Below are 15,053 nucleotides of genomic sequence, written 5' to 3' on the forward strand. Positions count from 1 at the left end.
CCGACCCCTTCTGCCGCGCTCACACGTTGAACCGGAACTCCACCACGTCCCCGTCCTGCATCACATAGTCCTTGCCCTCCATGCGGGCCTTGCCCTTCGCGCGGGCCTCGGCCACCGAGCCGGTGGCGACCAGGTCGTCGAAGGAGATGACCTCGGCCTTGATGAATCCCTTCTGGAAGTCGGTGTGGATCACGCCGGCGGCCTCGGGGGCGGTGGCGCCCTTCTTGATTGTCCAGGCGCGGGACTCCTTGGGGCCGGCCGTCAGGTAGGTCTGCAGGCCCAGGGTGTTGAAACCGACGCGGGCGAGGGTGGCGAGGCCCGGCTCGTGCTGGCCGACGGACTCCAGCAGCTCCATCGCCTCCTCCTCGTCCAGCTCGGCGAGGTCCGCCTCCAGCTTGGCGTTGAGGAAGATCGCCTCGGCGGGGGCGACCAGGGCGCGCTGCTCGTTCTTGAAGTCCTCGTCGACCAGCTCGTCCTCGTCGACGTTGAAGACGTAGAGGAAGGGCTTCGTCGTCAGCAGGTGCAGGTCGTGGAGGGGCTCGGCGCGCTCGGTGCCCTGGACGATGCCCTGGGAGAACAGCGTGTCGCCCTTCTCCAGGATCTCCTTCGCCTCCTCGACGGCCTTGACCTTCGGCGCCACGTCCTTCTTGATCCGGGACTCTTTCTGGAGGCGCGGGAGGACCTTCTCGATCGTCTGGAGGTCCGCCAGGATCAGCTCCGTGTTGATCGTCTCGATGTCGTCCTTCGGCGAGACCTTGCCGTCGACGTGGACGACGTTCTCGTCCTTGAAGGCGCGGATCACCTGGCAGATCGCGTCGGACTCGCGGATGTTCGCGAGGAACTTGTTGCCCAGGCCCTCGCCCTCGGACGCGCCGCGCACGATGCCGGCGATGTCGACGAAGTCGACGGTGGCGGGCAGGACCCGCTCGGAGGAGAAGATCTCGGCCAGTTTCGCCAGGCGGGGGTCGGGCACGCCGACCACGCCGACGTTCGGCTCGATCGTGGCGAACGGGTAGTTGGCCGCCAGCACGTCGTTCTTGGTCAGGGCGTTGAACAGGGTCGACTTGCCGACATTGGGCAGACCGACGATTCCGATCGTGAGCGACACGTTGCGACTTCCCGTTACGTGAGGGTGGAGGGCGGCGGGTCCCGGGGCGGGGCCGATCCACCAGTCTACGGGGTGAGTGCGCCGGGACCCGAGGTCGTCTCGAACGGTTGGCCGGGCTCCGCCGAACGGCGTGTCCGGGGTGTGAGCGGGCACGCGAACCGACCTAAGTTGGTCCAATGGAGCAGCACAGGACGCGACACGCCCAGTCCGCACCGCGCCGCCGCACGCCGGCACCGTCGCCGCTGCCGCCGCAGGCGCGGCGCGGGAGGCCCGGTCCGGACGGCGGACGCCCGGGCCGGCCGGCTGCGGGGGCCGACCGCCGGGCCGACGCAGGCCGCGACGCGGGGGCGGCTCAGCGCAGTGCGGTCACCGTGCGGCGGCCCGCTCCCCCACTCGCCCGGCCCGCGCGCGGGCTGCCCAACCCGCGGCTGACCGGGCTCGGCAGCGGGCTGTTCTGCGGTGCCGTGATGATTGTGCTGGGGCTGGCCCTGCGGGTGCTGTTCGGCTCCTGGTCCGCCACGCCGACCGCGTACGGCGTGCTCTTCCTGCCGGTGTGCGTGCTCACCACGGTGTGGGTGCGCAAGGGGGATCTGCTGACCGCCCCCGTCGTGCTGCCCATCGCCTTCGCCGCGGGGCTGGTGCCCCTGGTCGACAGCGGTGACGGACTCGGCGCACGGCTGATGAACCTGGTCACGGCCCTGGCGACCGAGGCGGGCTGGCTGTACGCCGGCACCCTGACCGCCGGCGCCATCGCCGTCAGCCGCCGCTTCGCCGTGGCCCACCACCGCCGGCGGCAGGCCACGGGGCGCGGATGGACGGGGCCGGCCTGATCCGGACGACGGACCCTAGCTGCGGGCCGCCGCGCGCATCGCCGCGCCCACGATGCCCGCGTTGTTCTGCAGCTGGGCGGGGACGATGTCGGCTCTGATGCCCTCGATCAGGTGCAGGAACCTGTGGGACTTGCGGCTGACGCCGCCGCCGATGATGAACAGCTCCGGCGAGAACAGCATCTCCACGTGCGCGAGGTACTTCTGCACCCGGTGGGCCCACTGCTCCCACGACAGGTCGTGGTCCTCCTTGACCTTGCTGGAGGCGCGCTTCTCCGCGTCGTGGCCGTTCAGCTCCAGGTGGCCCAGCTCGGTGTTGGCGACCAGGGCGCCGTCGGTGAAGACCGCGCTGCCGATGCCGGTGCCGAAGGTCAGCATGATCACGGTGCCCCGGCGGTCCTTGCCGGCGCCGTAGCGCATCTCGGCGACGCCCGCCGCGTCCGCGTCGTTGACCACGGTCACCGGCAGCCCGCCGAGCCGTTCGGCGAACAGGGCTCGCGCGTCTTTGTCGATCCAGCCGGGGTCGACGTTGGCCGCCGTGCGGATCATGGCTCCGCCGGTGACCACGCCCGGAAAGGTGAGGCCGACCGGGCCGCTCCAGCCGAAGTGGTCGACGACCTCCTTCACGCCGTCGGCCACGCCGTCCGGTGTCGCCGGGTGCGGGGTCAGGACCTTGTGGCGCTCCTGTGCGAGGTCGCCCCTGTCCAGGTCGACAGGGGCACCCTTGATCCCGGATCCGCCGATGTCCACGCCGAAGATCTGCATGGCTCCACGTTACGACGGACCACTGACGGTCACGCCACGGGCCGACCGGATCGGACCGTCACGCCTCGGCCGGACCGGATCCGCCGCGCTCGGCGACCAGGGCGGTCGCCTCCTCCCGCAGGTCGCGGCGCAGCTCCTTGGGCAGCGAGAAGGTGATGGACTCCTCGGCTGCCTTGACGATCTCCACGTCCTCGAAGCCGCGCTCGGCGAGCCAGGCCAGCACCTGCTCGACCAGCACCTCGGGCACGGACGCGCCGGAGGTGACGCCGACCGTGCCGACGCCCTCGAGCCACGCCTCGTCGATCTCGTCGGCGAAGTCCACCAGGTACGCGGCGCGGGCGCCGGCCAGCTTGGCGACCTCGACCAGGCGCTTGGAGTTGGAGGAGTTGCGCGAGCCGACGACGATGACGAGGTCGGCCTCGGCGCCCATCTGCTTCACGGCCTGCTGACGGTTCTGCGTGGCGTAGCAGATGTCGTCGCTGGGCGGGGAGACGAGCCCGGGGAACTTCGTCTTCAGCGCGTCGACGGTCTCCATGGTCTCGTCCACGGACAGCGTGGTCTGGGACAGCCAGACCACCTTCGACGGGTCGCGGACCTCGACCTTGTCGACGTCACCGGGACCGTCGACGAGCTGGATGTGGTCGGGGGCCTCGCCGGAGGTGCCGATGACCTCCTCGTGGCCCTCGTGGCCGATCAGCAGGATGTCGTAGTCCTCGTCCGCGAACCGAACGGCTTCCTTGTGGACCTTGGTGACCAGCGGGCAGGTGGCGTCGATGGTGGCGAGCCGGCCCTGCCGGGCCTCCTCGTGGACGGTCGGGGCCACGCCGTGTGCCGAGAACATCACGATGTTGCCCGGCGGCACCTCCTCCGTGCGCTCGACGAAGACGGCGCCCTTCTTCTCCAGGGTCTGCACGACGTACTTGTTGTGGACGATCTCGTGCCGGACGTAGACCGGGGCCCCGTACTGCTCCAGGGCCTTCTCGACGGCGATCACGGCGCGGTCCACACCCGCGCAGTAGCCCCGGGGGGCGGCGAGCAGGACACGGCGGCCAGGCGAAGCAGTCATGGGTCCCATCGTAAGGGTGCGTTCGGCGGCACAGAGATCGCGTCGCGCGGGGCGCCGGGGGAAAACTGGTTTCCATGTCCGACACGGAGGCGACGGCATCCCCGGCCGAGGCCCACGACCGGCTGCGTCGCAGCCTGGGCTTTCGCGACCTGGTGGTCTACGGGCTGCTCTTCATCGCCCCCATGGCGCCCGTCGGCGTCTTCGGCACGCTGGACGCCAAGTCGCACGGGGCGGTGGCGCTGGTGTACGTGGTGGCGACCGTCGCCATGGCGTTCACCGCCTTCTCCTACGCACAGATGGTGCGGGTCGTCCCCCTCGCGGGCTCGGTGTTCGCGTACGCGCGCGCGGGGCTCGGCGAGGGCGCCGGGTTCGTGGCCGGCTGGATGGCGATGCTGGACTACGTGCTCATCCCGGCGGTGGCCTACCTGTTCTCCGGGATCGCGATGAACTCCCTGGTCCCCGAGGTGTCCCGCTGGGTGTGGACGGCGCTTGCGGTGGTCGTCACGACGCTGCTGAACCTGTGGGGGGTGCGCACGGCGGCGCTGGCGGGTTTCCTCGTGCTGGCGATGGAGATCGTGGTGCTGCTGGTGTTCATGGTGGCCGCGCTCGTGGTCCTGGCGCGGGACGGCGCCCAGCGGGACGTGCTGTCGCCGCTGTCCGGGGACGGCTCGCAGGGCGCGTTCGCGCTGTCGGCGGTCGTCGGGGCGGTGTCCGTGGCGGTGCTGTCGTACCTCGGCTTCGACGCGATCGCCACGTTCGCGGAGGAGACGACCGGAGGGTCGCGCAAAGTGGCGCGGGCGCTGCTGTTCTGCCTGGCGCTGGCCGGTGTGCTCTTCGTCGCGCAGACCTATCTGGTGGCCCTGCTGGAGCCCATGACGTCCGAGCAACTGGCCGCCGATCCGGTCAAGCAGGGCTCGGCGTTCTACGACGCGGTGGACTCCTCCGTCGGCGGCTGGCTGCACGACCTGGTCGCCGTGAGCAAGGCCATCGGGGCGGCGTTCGCGGCGCTGGCCGGGCAGGCTGCGGCCGGGCGGCTGCTGTTCGCGATGGGCCGGGAGCGGCGGCTGCCGAAGGCGCTGGCGCGCACCGACGGCGGGGTGCCGCGGGTGGCGCTGCTGTGCGCGGCGGTGATCACGCTGGTCGCGGCGGGCTGGGCGGCGCGGCGCGACGACGGCCTGGACAAGCTGGTGTCGGTGGTCGACATCGGCGCGCTGACGGCGTTCACGCTGCTGCACGCGAGCGTGGTGGGGTACTTCGGGCGGCGGCGGGGCGAGCTGAGCTGGTGGCGGCATGTGCTGGTGCCCGTCGTCGGCGCCGCCATCACCCTCGCGGTCATCGTCGAGGCGTCGGGCACGGCCCAGGTGGTGGGTGCGGTGTGGCTGGTGCTCGGCCTGCTGGTGCTGCTGGGACAGCGGGGCAGGGTGCGGCCGCGTTCATAGCTGCGCGGGCCGTCATCCGCGGCGCTGTCAGTGGCGGCCATTACTCTCGACCGCATGGCTGTCTCCTCGTCCCCCGAAACCCCGCTCCCCGTCGGTGAGGTGTCCCGACTGATCGGCGGCTGGATCGACCGCCTCGGCGCGGTGTGGGTCGAGGGGCAGATCACGCAGTTGTCGCGCCGCCCAGGCGCCGGCGTGGTGTTCCTGACGCTGCGCGACCCGTCGTACGACATCTCGGTGAGCGTGACCTGCTACCGGCAGGTGTTCGACACCGTCGCGGACGTCGTCGGCGAGGGCGCCCGGGTCGTCGTCCTGGCCAAGCCGGAGTGGTACGCGCCGCGGGGGCAGCTGTCCTTGCGGGCCGCCGAGATACGGCCCGTGGGCGTCGGGGAGCTGCTCGCTCGGCTGGAGCAGCTGAAGAAGGCGCTGGCGGCCGAGGGGCTGTTCGCGCCGGAGCGCAAGAAGCCGCTGCCCTTCCTGCCGCAGCTGATCGGGCTGGTGTGCGGCCGGGCTTCGGCCGCCGAGCGGGACGTGCTGGAGAACGCCCGGCACCGCTGGCCGCACGTGCGCTTCGAGGTGCGCAACGTCGCCGTGCAGGGGGTGCACGCGGTGTCGCAGGTGGTGCAGGCCGTGAAGGAGCTGGACACGCTCGACGAGGTCGACGTGATCATCGTCGCGCGCGGTGGCGGCAGCGTGGAGGATCTGCTGCCGTTCTCCGACGAGCAGCTGGTGCGCGCGGTGGCGGCGTGCCGTACACCGGTGGTGTCGGCGATCGGGCACGAGCCGGACAACCCGCTGCTGGACCATGTCGCCGACCTGCGCGCCTCCACCCCGACGGACGCCGCGAAGAAGGTCGTGCCGGACGTCGGCGAGGAGCTGGAGCGGGTCCGGATGCTGCGGGGGCGGGCCCGGCGGTGCGTGGAGGCGTATCTGGAGCGGGAGGAGCGCGGGCTGGCGCACGCGCTGGCGCGGCCGGTGATACAGGATCCGCACCGGATGCTGGACGAGCGGACCGACCAGGTGGAGTCCCTGGTGGAGCGCTCCCGGCGGTGCCTGGGCCATCTGCTGGACCGCGCGGACTCCGAGCTGACGCACACGCACGCACGCGTGGTGGCGCTGTCCCCCGCGGCGACGCTGAAGCGCGGGTACGCGGTGCTGCAGAAGGCCGACGGGCACGTGGTCCGCGATCCCGCCGAGGTGGAGGCCGAGGAGCCGCTGCGGGCGCGGGTGGCCGAGGGTGAGTTCACTGTCCGAGTCGACGTTTAGGTTGGGTGGATGACCAGCAAGGTGGATGAGGCGCTCGGGTACGAGCAGGCACGGGACGAGCTGATCGACGTCGTACGGCGGCTGGAGGCCGGTGGGGGGACGCTGGAGGAGTCCCTCGCCCTGTGGGAGCGCGGGGAGGAGCTGGCGAGGGTGTGCCGGCGCTGGCTGGAGGGCGCCCGGGCGCGGCTGGACGCGGCGCTGGCGGAGGAGGAAGAGAAGGCCGGGGAGTAGCCCGCGGCGGGTGTGAAGGCGCTCACGCCCCCTGTTGTTGAAACTTGAACCTTCTCTGGCGTACCGTCGAGGACGTCAGACGGTCCGGCATGCCGGATCCGGACGCACCCCAGAGAAAGTTCACGCATGTCTCTCGTTCTTGACCCCGCCGCCCAGGACCTGCTCTTCCGCGAGGCCCGCACCGCGAACGCCTTCACCGACGAGCCGGTGACCGACGAGCAGATGCAGGCGATCTACGACCTGGTCAAGTACGGCCCGACCGCCTTCAACCAGACCCCGCTGCGCATCACCCTGGTCCGCTCCCCCGAGGCCCGCGAGCGACTGGTGCAGCACATGGCCGAGGGCAACCAGCCCAAGACCGCCTCCGCCCCGCTGGTCGCGATCCTCGCCGCGGACAACGAGTTCCACGAGGAGCTGCCGGCCCTCTTCCCGGCGTTCCCGCAGGCCAAGGACGTCTTCTTCGCCGAGCGTCCGGTCCGGGAGAACTCCGCGCTGCTCAACGCCGCCCTCCAGGCCGCGTACTTCATCGTCGGCGTGCGCGCCGCCGGTCTGGCCGCCGGCCCGATGACCGGCTTCGACGCCGAGGGCGTGCGCAAGGAGTTCCTGGACGACGACCACACCCCGCTGATGATCGTCAACATCGGCAACCCCGGCGAGAACGCCTCCTACCCGCGCGCCCCGCGCCTGGCGTACGACGAGGTCGTCACCACCGTCTGACGCCGTCGTTCTCCCGCACGGCAAGAGGCCCCCAGCACCGCCGGGGGCCTCTTTCGCGTGCCGGGAACCGTGCGCGGGCTCAGGCCAGCTTCAGGGCCTTCACCATCTCGGTCAGCTGGGTGAAGGAACCGGTGCCCGCGACCAGGGTGGTCGAGCCGCCGGGGGTGTCCTGCAGCACCAGCGCGTCATAGCGGCCGCCGGTGTAGCGGATCCAGGTGCGGCCGGCGATCTTCTCGGTGACGTCCGTGGCCTTCGCGCCCTGGCTCGCCTCGGCGATGAACGCCGAGCGCTTCTGCGTGGACTGCTCGACGGCCACATACTGGCCGTCGGGGGCGTTGAAGCCCAGATGCCAGGCGTCGGACTGATCACCCCGGAAGCGGACCGAGGTCGCCTTCCAGCTGCCCGGCAGCCCCTCGGGCGCGGCCACCGGATACGAGGCCGCGCGGCGCGCCGTGGCCAGCTCGACGCTGTAGTCGACCCGTTTGAGATCGGGAGCGTGATCGTCGTGCGGGATGGCGAAGAAGTAGACGACCAACGCCGCGATCCCGATCACGGCCAGGGAGAGGATCATGTCCCGGGCCGTCTTCTGCTTGCCGTTCGAACCTGCCATGCCCCCTATCGTCGCAGGTGCCCGGTCCGCTCATCCGTGGGGTCCCCTGCTCATTTTGTCGGACTGACGATAGAGTCGAGGTCGAACACCCTCATCCGGCCGTCGTCGTATCAGAAAGGTGCGCTCCGATGACCGAGCATCATCACTTGCCGTCCGAGCTGGACGTCCCGTCCGAGGCCCCCGACCGCAACCTCGCCCTGGAACTCGTCCGGGTGACCGAAGCTGCGGCCATGGCCGCCGGCCGCTGGGTCGGACGCGGCGACAAGAACGGCGCCGACGGTGCCGCGGTGCGCGCGATGCGCACCCTCGTCTCCACCGTGTCGATGAACGGCGTGGTCGTCATCGGCGAGGGCGAGAAGGACGAGGCGCCGATGCTCTTCAACGGCGAGCGCGTCGGTGACGGCACCGGGCCCGAGGTCGACATCGCCGTCGACCCGATCGACGGCACCACGCTGACCGCGAAGGGCATGCCCAACGCCATCGCGGTGCTGGCCGCCGCCGAGCGCGGCGCCATGTTCGACCCGTCCGCCGTCTTCTACATGGACAAGCTGGTCACCGGCCCGGAAGCCGCCGACTTCGTCGACATCGACGCGCCGGTCGCGGTCAACATCCGCCGGATCGCCAAGGCCAAGCGGGCCACGCCCGAGGACGTCACCGTCGTGATCCTCGACCGGCCGCGCCACCAGGGCCTGATCAAGGAGGTCCGGGAGGCCGGCGCGCGCATCAAGCTGATCTCCGACGGCGACGTGGCGGGGTCCGTCTACGCGCTGCGCGAGGGCACCGGCGTCGACCTGCTGCTCGGCATCGGCGGCACGCCGGAGGGCATCATCTCCGCCTGTGCCGTGAAGTGCCTGGGCGGCACGATCCAGGGCAAGCTGTGGCCCAAGGACGACGAGGAGCGGCAGCGGGCGATCGACGCCGGGCACGACCTGGACCGGGTCCTCACCACCGACGACCTGGTGTCCGGGGAGAACGTGTTCTTCGTCGCGACCGGTATCACCGACGGTGAGCTGCTGCGCGGCGTGCGCTACCGGTCGGACACCGCGCTGACCGAGTCGATCGTGATGCGGTCGAAGTCGGGCACGGTACGCAAGATCGACTCCGAGCACCGGCTGCGGAAGCTGCGGGCGTACAGCGCGATCGATTTCGACCGGGCGAAGTAGGGCCCCTGCTTCGGCCCCACGCCGGCACCCAAGAGGCGCCCCCTGTGCGGAGGGGGCGCCTCTTGGCGTGTCCGTAGGGCTCAGCCCGCTGCCGCTATGCGGCCCGTCGTCGCCGTTTTCTTCAGTTCCACCTCGCGGCGGCGGCGCCGGGCCAGGACCACGCGGCGTTCCGCTGCCGTCAGGCCGCCCCAGACGCCGTACGGCTCGGGCTGGAGCAGGGCGTGCTCGCGGCACTCGACCATGACCGGGCAGCGGGCGCAGACCCGCTTGGCGGCCTCCTCGCGGGAGAGCCGGGCCGCGGTGGGCTCCTTGGACGGTGCGAAGAACAGGCCGGCCTCGTCGCGCCGGCACACCGCCTCGGTGTGCCAGGGGGCGTCTTGGTCCCTGTCTCGCGGCCCTCGCTGGGCCGGAACGGCAGCTACCTGCAGAGACGAATGCGGCGGTTGCAGCACGGTCTTCTCCTGACGAGACGGCTTCGCGAGCGAGAGACGATGCAGCAAGCCCTACCCGCTGTACGCGCGCCTATGCACTGAGTTCCGGACCGTACGGTCGGTGCCGGCCTCGGAATGCACGGCCGTCAGTGATCCAGATGCCTGCGCAGACCCCGGTCGACCTTGCGCTGGACCTTGTCGAGGATGTCCGCGACGAGCCTGCCGCGCTTGGCCCGCGCCTCGATGTTGCCGAGCACGGCCCAGCCGTCGACGTAGACGACCGGGGCGTCGGCCTCGGTGGAGTCGAGGGTGTCCACCTCGAAGTTGCCCAGCACGCCGCCGCCGGTGCCGCGCAGCGAGACGTTCTCCGGGACGCGCACCTCGACGCTGCCGAAGACCGAGATCGCCTTGACCACGACCTGCTGGTACTCGAACAGGGCCTCGCTCAGGTCGATCTCGACGCTGCCGAAGATCGCGTACGCGTGGATGCGGCGGCCCGCGCGCCAGCGGCCCCGGCGCACGGAGCTGCTGAAGACGGCGACCAGGTTCTCGTCGGGGTCGGCCGGGACCACGCCCGGGGCCAGGCGCTGCGGGGCGGCGGCGTGGGCCGGTGCGGCCGGACGCCGGCCCGCGGGCAGATCGCGGACGTAGACCTCCAGCTCGCCGACCGTCTTCGCGGCGAGCGCGCCCTCGACGCGCTCGGCGTGCTCCTCGGCGGTGAGCCGGCCCTCGGCAAGCGCCTCGCGCAGGATGTCGGCGATGCGGTCGCGGTCGGCGTCGGAGGCGCGCAGCTCGGCGGCGGGGGCGGCGGTCTGCGCGTGCGGGTCCACCTGCTTCTGAAGGTCCACGAGCAGCAGCATAGCGAAACACGATAGATCGCGATAGCCCCGCTCGAGGGTGAACCGAGGGCGAACCGAGAGACGAACTGAGCCTTACCTCACAGACTCCGTGTCGGCGGCAGGTTCTACGCTGGTGGGGCCCGCCAGCGTCGGCGGGCGCCGTCCGTCAGAGTGAGGAATGGGCTGAGATGCCTGAGTTCGCGTACACCGATCTGCTCCCCCAGGGCGAGGACACCACCCCCTACCGGCTGGTGACCTCCGAGGGCGTCTCGACGGTCGAGGGACCGGACGGGCGGACGTTCCTCAAGGTGGAGCCGGAGGCGCTGCGCAAGCTGGCCGAGGAGGCCATCCACGACATCCAGCACTACCTGCGCCCGGCCCACCTCGCCCAGCTGCGCCGCATCATCGACGACCCCGAGGCGTCGAGCAACGACAAGTTCGTCGCGCTGGACCTGCTGAAGAACGCGAACATCGCGGCGGCGGGCGTGCTGCCGATGTGCCAGGACACCGGCACGGCGATCGTGATGGGCAAGCGCGGACAGAACGTGCTGACGGCGGGCCGCGACGAGGAGGCGCTGAGCCGCGGCATCTACGACGCCTACACCAGGCTCAACCTGCGCTACTCGCAGATGGCTCCGCTCACCATGTGGGAGGAGAAGAACACCGGCTCCAACCTCCCCGCGCAGATCGAGCTGTACGCGACGGACGGCGGCGCCTACAAGTTCCTGTTCATGGCGAAGGGCGGCGGCAGCGCCAACAAGTCCTTCCTCTACCAGGAGACCAAGGCCGTCCTGAACGAGGCCTCCATGATGAAGTTCCTGGAGGAGAAGATCCGTTCGCTCGGTACGGCCGCCTGCCCGCCGTACCACCTGGCGATCGCCGTCGGCGGCACCAGTGCCGAGTACGCGCTGAAGACCGCGAAGTACGCCTCCGCGCACTACCTGGACGAGATCCCGGCGGAGGGCTCGGAGCTCGGCCACGGCTTCAGGGACAAGGAGCTGGAGGAGAAGGTCTTCGAGCTGACCCAGAAGATCGGCATCGGCGCGCAGTTCGGCGGCAAGTACTTCTGCCACGACGTGCGCGTGGTGCGCCTGCCGCGGCACGGCGCGTCCTGCCCGGTCGCCATCGCCGTGTCCTGCTCGGCGGACCGCCAGGCCGTCGCGAAGATCACCGCCGAGGGCGTCTTCCTGGAGCAGCTGGAGACCGACCCGGCGCGCTTCCTGCCGGACACGACGGACGAGCACCTCGACGAGGCCGGTGACGTCGTCACGATCGACCTCAACCAGCCGATGGACACGATCCTCGCCGAGCTGACCAAGTACCCGGTGAAGACCCGCCTGTCGCTGACCGGCCCGCTGGTCGTGGCCCGCGACATCGCGCACGCCAAGATCAAGGAGCGCCTGGACGCGGGCGAGGAGATGCCGCAGTACCTGAAGGACCACCCGGTGTACTACGCGGGCCCGGCGAAGACCCCCGAGGGCTACGCCTCCGGTTCCTTCGGCCCGACCACCGCCGGGCGCATGGACTCCTACGTGGAGCAGTTCCAGGCCGCGGGCGGCTCCAAGGTGATGCTGGCCAAGGGCAACCGCTCGAAGCAGGTCACCGACGCCTGCCACGCGCACGGCGGCTTCTACCTCGGCTCCATCGGCGGCCCGGCCGCGCGTCTCGCCCAGGACTGCATCAAGAAGGTCGAGGTCCTGGAGTACGAGGAGCTGGGCATGGAGGCGGTCTGGAAGATCGAGGTCGAGGACTTCCCGGCGTTCATCGTCGTTGACGACAAGGGCAACGACTTCTTCCAGGACCCGGCCCCGCAGCCGACGTTCACGTCCATCCCGGTGCGCGGCCCCGGTCTCGCGTGACGCATCCCTGACGCAGGTCGCGACGGCCCCCACCCGGCAACGGGCGGGGGCCGTTCCCGTCCCCGGGGTCAGGGCAGCACCGGCTCCAGCCGCGTTCCCTCCCGCGGTGACAGGGACAGCAGCCGGACCGGGCCGTCGACCTCCATGCGGTGCCACCTGCCGCGCGGCACGACGACCGCCGTACCGCCGGTGAGGGTGGCCGTCTGCTCCGGCGCGTCCGCGGTGTCCGGGCGGAGGAAGAAGCGCACCCGGCCGCTGAGCACGCAGACCAGTTCGTCGGCCTCGGGGTGCATCTCCCAGTGGTCGGCGTGGACGTCGGCGTCCGACGCCGCGTGGAAGGCCGCCAGCTGCCAGGAACCGGGGCGGCCCTCGGTCATCCGGCGCTCGCCGGCGGAGACACCGGGGCCGGGCCCGACGTGGACGGCGGCCGTGAACAGGTCGATCGGGGTGAGCGTGGTCATGACGGAAGTCCCTCCGGTCGGCTCGACAGATTTTTGTACACGTAAGAAAATTAGCCCGCCACTCCCCCGCACGTCCACCCCCCTCCGGCCGGTGCGCCATCATGGGGCCCATGTCCACCGCCCCCACGCACCCCGGCCGCCCCGGCAGGCCGCCCCGGCTCTCCCGCGCGGAGATCGTCACGGCGGCGCGCCGGATCATCGACGAGGAGGGGGTCGCGAAGCTCACCATGCGGCGCCTGGCCAAGGAGATCGGCAGCACGCCGATGGCCCTCTACCACCACGTGCGGGACAAGGAGGAGCTGCTGCTGCTCCTGCTGGAGGACTACGCCGGACAGGCGCCCCGGCCGTCGCTGCCGGCCGATCCGCGCGAGCGGCTGCTCGCCGCGGCGACCGCCATGCGGGACCTGCTGGCCCGGTGCCCGTGGCTGGTCGAAGTCCTCACCGCCGACGACCTGTTGGCCCCCTCCGCGCTGTGGTTCGTGGAGCAGGTCGTGGACGCGGCGATCGCCTGCGGCCTCAGCCCGGAGCAGGCCGTGCACGCCTACCGGTCGATCTGGTACTACACGGCCGGGGAACTGATCGTCCGCGCGACGGCCGCCCGCCGGCGTGCGACCGACGACAGGCCGACCTACCGTGACCAGGTGTTCGCCGGCCTCGATCCGGCCGCCCTGCCCCGCCTCGCCGCGCTCGGCCCGCGCTGGGCGGAGCTGACGGCAACGGACACCTACGCCGCCGGCCTGCGCGCCCTGGTCGACGGACTGCTGAGTGCGGGCCGGGCGGGAACACCGTACGGGAACGGGGAATAGGCGTCCCCCGGCCCGCGCTGATCTTGGTGGAGGTACGACGATGACGACGACCGGAAGCAGCGGCACCGACTACCGCATCGAGCACGACTCCATGGGCGAGGTCCGCGTCCCCGCGCACGCCAAGTGGCGGGCGCAGACGCAGCGGGCCGTGGAGAACTTCCCCATCTCCGGGCAGCGCGTCGAGCGCGCCCACATCGAGGCGCTGGCGCGGATCAAGGGCGCCGCGGCGAAGGTGAACGCGCGGCTGGGGGTCCTCGACAAGGATGTCGCCGAGGCCGTTCAGGAGGCGGCGCAGGAGGTCGCCGAGGGGAAGTGGGACGACCACTTCCCGGTGGACGTCTTCCAGACGGGCTCCGGCACCTCGTCCAACATGAACACCAACGAGGTCATCGCCACCCTCGCCAGCGAGCGGCTCGGCCGGGACGTACACCCCAACGACCACGTGAACGCCTCCCAGTCGTCCAACGACGTCTTCCCGTCCTCGATCCACATCGCGGCCACCGCGGCCGTCACCCGGGACCTGATCCCGGCCCTCGGCCATCTCGCCGCCGCGCTGACCCGCAAGGCGGAGGAGTTCGCGGACGTGGTGAAGTCCGGCCGTACGCACCTGATGGACGCCACGCCCGTCACCCTGGGCCAGGAGTTCGGCGGTTACGCCGCACAGGTCCGCTACGGCGTCGAGCGGTTGAAGGCCTCCCTGCCCCGGCTCGCGGAACTCCCGCTCGGCGGCACGGCCGTGGGCACCGGCATCAACACCCCGCCCGGCTTCTCCGCCGCCGTCATCGAGGAGGTCGCCCAGGCCACCGGACTGCCGCTGACCGAGGCGCGCGACCACTTCGAGGCGCAGGGCGCGCGGGACGGCATCGTCGAGACCAGCGGGCAGCTGCGCACGATCGCGGTCGGCCTGACGAAGATCGCCAACGATCTGCGCTGGATGTCCTCCGGCCCGCGCACCGGCCTCGCCGAGATCTCCCTGCCGGATCTGCAGCCCGGCTCCTCGATCATGCCGGGGAAGGTCAACCCGGTCATTCCCGAGGCCGTCCTGATGGTCGCCGCGCAGGTGATCGGCAACGACGCCACGGTGGCCACCGCGGGCGCCGCCGGCAACTTCGAGCTCAATGTGATGCTGCCGGTCATCGCCAAGAACGTCCTCGAATCGATCCGGCTGCTCGCGAACGTCTCCCGGCTGCTCGCCGACCGCACGGTGGACGGGATCGTCGCGCACCGCGAACGCGCCCGGGAGTATGCCGAGTCCTCGCCGTCGGTGGTGACCCCGCTGAACAAGTACATCGGGTACGAGGAGGCCGCCAAGGTCGCCAAGAAGGCGCTGGCGGACCGCAAGACGATCCGGCAGGTCGTCCTCGAGAGCGGCTACGTCGAGCGGGGCGAGCTGACCGAGGAGCAACTGGACGAGGCACTGGATGTCCTGCGGATGACCCGGCCGTAACAGGCGGGGCCGCGTTGGCGA

General features: G+C 71.2%; 16 protein-coding genes. 9 read left to right on the forward strand and 7 right to left on the reverse strand.

Annotation, left to right across the window (positions count from 1 at the left end; translation table 11 throughout):
- Window positions 1–19: 19 nt before the first annotated feature.
- Window positions 20–1,108 carry a redox-regulated ATPase YchF gene (ychF, locus tag AB0J12_RS28750; RefSeq protein WP_363267402.1) on the reverse strand — a complete coding sequence of 363 codons (1,089 nt, stop codon included), beginning with the start codon at window positions 1,106–1,108 and terminating at the stop codon, window positions 20–22.
- A 176-nt stretch (window positions 1,109–1,284) separates the two neighbouring features.
- On the opposite strand from ychF, the gene AB0J12_RS28755 reads away from it, so the two are divergent.
- The gene (locus AB0J12_RS28755; RefSeq protein ID WP_363267403.1) at window positions 1,285–1,938 is read left to right on the forward strand and encodes a DUF6542 domain-containing protein; all 654 of its coding nucleotides are present in this window, start codon (window positions 1,285–1,287) and stop codon (window positions 1,936–1,938) included.
- Window positions 1,939–1,953: 15 nt separating this feature from the next.
- Here the strand turns inward: AB0J12_RS28755 and ppgK are convergent, their stop codons facing one another.
- Complete coding sequence (gene ppgK / locus AB0J12_RS28760; RefSeq protein WP_363267405.1) at window positions 1,954–2,700, reverse strand: polyphosphate--glucose phosphotransferase; 747 nt, start codon at window positions 2,698–2,700, stop codon at window positions 1,954–1,956.
- Between the two features lie 58 nt (window positions 2,701–2,758).
- A complete protein-coding gene (locus AB0J12_RS28765; RefSeq protein WP_363267407.1) occupies window positions 2,759–3,775 on the reverse strand; it encodes a 4-hydroxy-3-methylbut-2-enyl diphosphate reductase in 1,017 nt (338 codons plus the stop codon).
- 65 nt (window positions 3,776–3,840) lie between these two features.
- Between AB0J12_RS28765 and AB0J12_RS28770 the strand changes: the two genes are divergently transcribed.
- From AB0J12_RS28770 to AB0J12_RS28785, 4 genes are all read left to right on the forward strand, one after another.
- Window positions 3,841–5,205, forward strand: a complete 1,365-nt coding sequence (locus AB0J12_RS28770; RefSeq protein WP_363267409.1) for an APC family permease — start codon at window positions 3,841–3,843, stop codon at window positions 5,203–5,205.
- 54 nt (window positions 5,206–5,259) lie between these two features.
- A complete protein-coding gene (gene xseA / locus AB0J12_RS28775; RefSeq protein WP_363267410.1) occupies window positions 5,260–6,468 on the forward strand; it encodes an exodeoxyribonuclease VII large subunit in 1,209 nt (402 codons plus the stop codon).
- Between the two features lie 9 nt (window positions 6,469–6,477).
- Window positions 6,478–6,699, forward strand: coding sequence for an exodeoxyribonuclease VII small subunit (locus tag AB0J12_RS28780; RefSeq protein ID WP_363267411.1), 222 nt, complete (start codon window positions 6,478–6,480; stop codon window positions 6,697–6,699).
- A 126-nt stretch (window positions 6,700–6,825) separates the two neighbouring features.
- The gene (locus AB0J12_RS28785; protein ID WP_363267412.1) at window positions 6,826–7,416 is read left to right on the forward strand and encodes a malonic semialdehyde reductase; all 591 of its coding nucleotides are present in this window, start codon (window positions 6,826–6,828) and stop codon (window positions 7,414–7,416) included.
- 79 nt (window positions 7,417–7,495) lie between these two features.
- On the opposite strand, the gene AB0J12_RS28790 is transcribed toward AB0J12_RS28785, so the two are convergent.
- Window positions 7,496–8,026, reverse strand: coding sequence for a DUF4245 domain-containing protein (locus AB0J12_RS28790; protein ID WP_363267414.1), 531 nt, complete (start codon window positions 8,024–8,026; stop codon window positions 7,496–7,498).
- A 128-nt stretch (window positions 8,027–8,154) separates the two neighbouring features.
- Between AB0J12_RS28790 and glpX the strand changes: the two genes are divergently transcribed.
- Window positions 8,155–9,189, forward strand: a complete 1,035-nt coding sequence (glpX, locus tag AB0J12_RS28795) for a class II fructose-bisphosphatase (protein ID WP_361638860.1) — start codon at window positions 8,155–8,157, stop codon at window positions 9,187–9,189.
- A gap of 80 nt (window positions 9,190–9,269) precedes the next feature.
- Here the strand turns inward: glpX and AB0J12_RS28800 are convergent, their stop codons facing one another.
- Together AB0J12_RS28800 and AB0J12_RS28805 are read right to left on the reverse strand one after the other, a co-directional pair.
- Window positions 9,270–9,641 carry a WhiB family transcriptional regulator gene (locus AB0J12_RS28800; RefSeq protein WP_363267415.1) on the reverse strand — a complete coding sequence of 124 codons (372 nt, stop codon included), beginning with the start codon at window positions 9,639–9,641 and terminating at the stop codon, window positions 9,270–9,272.
- Window positions 9,642–9,766: 125 nt separating this feature from the next.
- Window positions 9,767–10,480 (reverse strand): DUF1707 domain-containing protein, encoded by a 714-nt coding sequence (locus tag AB0J12_RS28805; protein WP_363267416.1) that lies wholly within the window; start codon window positions 10,478–10,480, stop codon window positions 9,767–9,769.
- Window positions 10,481–10,647: 167 nt separating this feature from the next.
- Between AB0J12_RS28805 and AB0J12_RS28810 the strand changes: the two genes are divergently transcribed.
- On the forward strand, window positions 10,648–12,318 hold the full coding sequence (locus AB0J12_RS28810; protein WP_363267417.1) for a fumarate hydratase: 1,671 nt from the start codon (window positions 10,648–10,650) through the stop codon (window positions 12,316–12,318).
- Between the two features lie 68 nt (window positions 12,319–12,386).
- On the opposite strand, the gene AB0J12_RS28815 is transcribed toward AB0J12_RS28810, so the two are convergent.
- Entirely contained in the window at window positions 12,387–12,779 is a 393-nt protein-coding gene (locus tag AB0J12_RS28815; protein ID WP_363267418.1) for a cupin domain-containing protein, read from the reverse strand.
- 110 nt (window positions 12,780–12,889) lie between these two features.
- Here AB0J12_RS28815 and AB0J12_RS28820 point away from each other — a divergent pair, with 110 nt between their 5' ends.
- A complete protein-coding gene (locus AB0J12_RS28820; protein WP_363267420.1) occupies window positions 12,890–13,585 on the forward strand; it encodes a TetR/AcrR family transcriptional regulator in 696 nt (231 codons plus the stop codon).
- Window positions 13,586–13,625: 40 nt separating this feature from the next.
- Window positions 13,626–15,032: a class II fumarate hydratase gene (locus AB0J12_RS28825; protein ID WP_363267421.1), complete on the forward strand. Its 1,407-nt coding sequence runs from the start codon at window positions 13,626–13,628 to the stop codon at window positions 15,030–15,032.
- Window positions 15,033–15,053 lie beyond the last annotated feature (21 nt).

It is taken from the genome of Streptomyces sp. NPDC049915 (assembly GCF_040656475.1).
GTDB lineage: Bacteria > Actinomycetota > Actinomycetes > Streptomycetales > Streptomycetaceae > Streptomyces.

Bases quoted from the DNA above. Each gene is read 5' to 3' on its own strand.
- AB0J12_RS28755 (WP_363267403.1), top strand. From the start codon at position 1,285: ATGGAGCAGCACAGGACGCGACACGCCCAGTCCGCACCGCGCCGCCGC.
- ppgK (WP_363267405.1), bottom strand. From the start codon at position 2,700: ATGCAGATCTTCGGCGTGGACATCGGCGGATCCGGGATCAAGGGTGCC.
- AB0J12_RS28765 (WP_363267407.1), bottom strand. From the start codon at position 3,775: ATGGGACCCATGACTGCTTCGCCTGGCCGCCGTGTCCTGCTCGCCGCC.
- AB0J12_RS28770 (WP_363267409.1), top strand. From the start codon at position 3,841: ATGTCCGACACGGAGGCGACGGCATCCCCGGCCGAGGCCCACGACCGG.
- xseA (WP_363267410.1), top strand. From the start codon at position 5,260: ATGGCTGTCTCCTCGTCCCCCGAAACCCCGCTCCCCGTCGGTGAGGTG.
- AB0J12_RS28780 (WP_363267411.1), top strand. From the start codon at position 6,478: ATGACCAGCAAGGTGGATGAGGCGCTCGGGTACGAGCAGGCACGGGAC.
- AB0J12_RS28785 (WP_363267412.1), top strand. From the start codon at position 6,826: ATGTCTCTCGTTCTTGACCCCGCCGCCCAGGACCTGCTCTTCCGCGAG.
- AB0J12_RS28790 (WP_363267414.1), bottom strand. From the start codon at position 8,026: ATGGCAGGTTCGAACGGCAAGCAGAAGACGGCCCGGGACATGATCCTC.
- glpX (WP_361638860.1), top strand. From the start codon at position 8,155: ATGACCGAGCATCATCACTTGCCGTCCGAGCTGGACGTCCCGTCCGAG.
- AB0J12_RS28805 (WP_363267416.1), bottom strand. From the start codon at position 10,480: ATGCTGCTGCTCGTGGACCTTCAGAAGCAGGTGGACCCGCACGCGCAG.
- AB0J12_RS28810 (WP_363267417.1), top strand. From the start codon at position 10,648: ATGCCTGAGTTCGCGTACACCGATCTGCTCCCCCAGGGCGAGGACACC.
- AB0J12_RS28815 (WP_363267418.1), bottom strand. From the start codon at position 12,779: ATGACCACGCTCACCCCGATCGACCTGTTCACGGCCGCCGTCCACGTC.
- AB0J12_RS28820 (WP_363267420.1), top strand. From the start codon at position 12,890: ATGTCCACCGCCCCCACGCACCCCGGCCGCCCCGGCAGGCCGCCCCGG.
- AB0J12_RS28825 (WP_363267421.1), top strand. From the start codon at position 13,626: ATGACGACGACCGGAAGCAGCGGCACCGACTACCGCATCGAGCACGAC.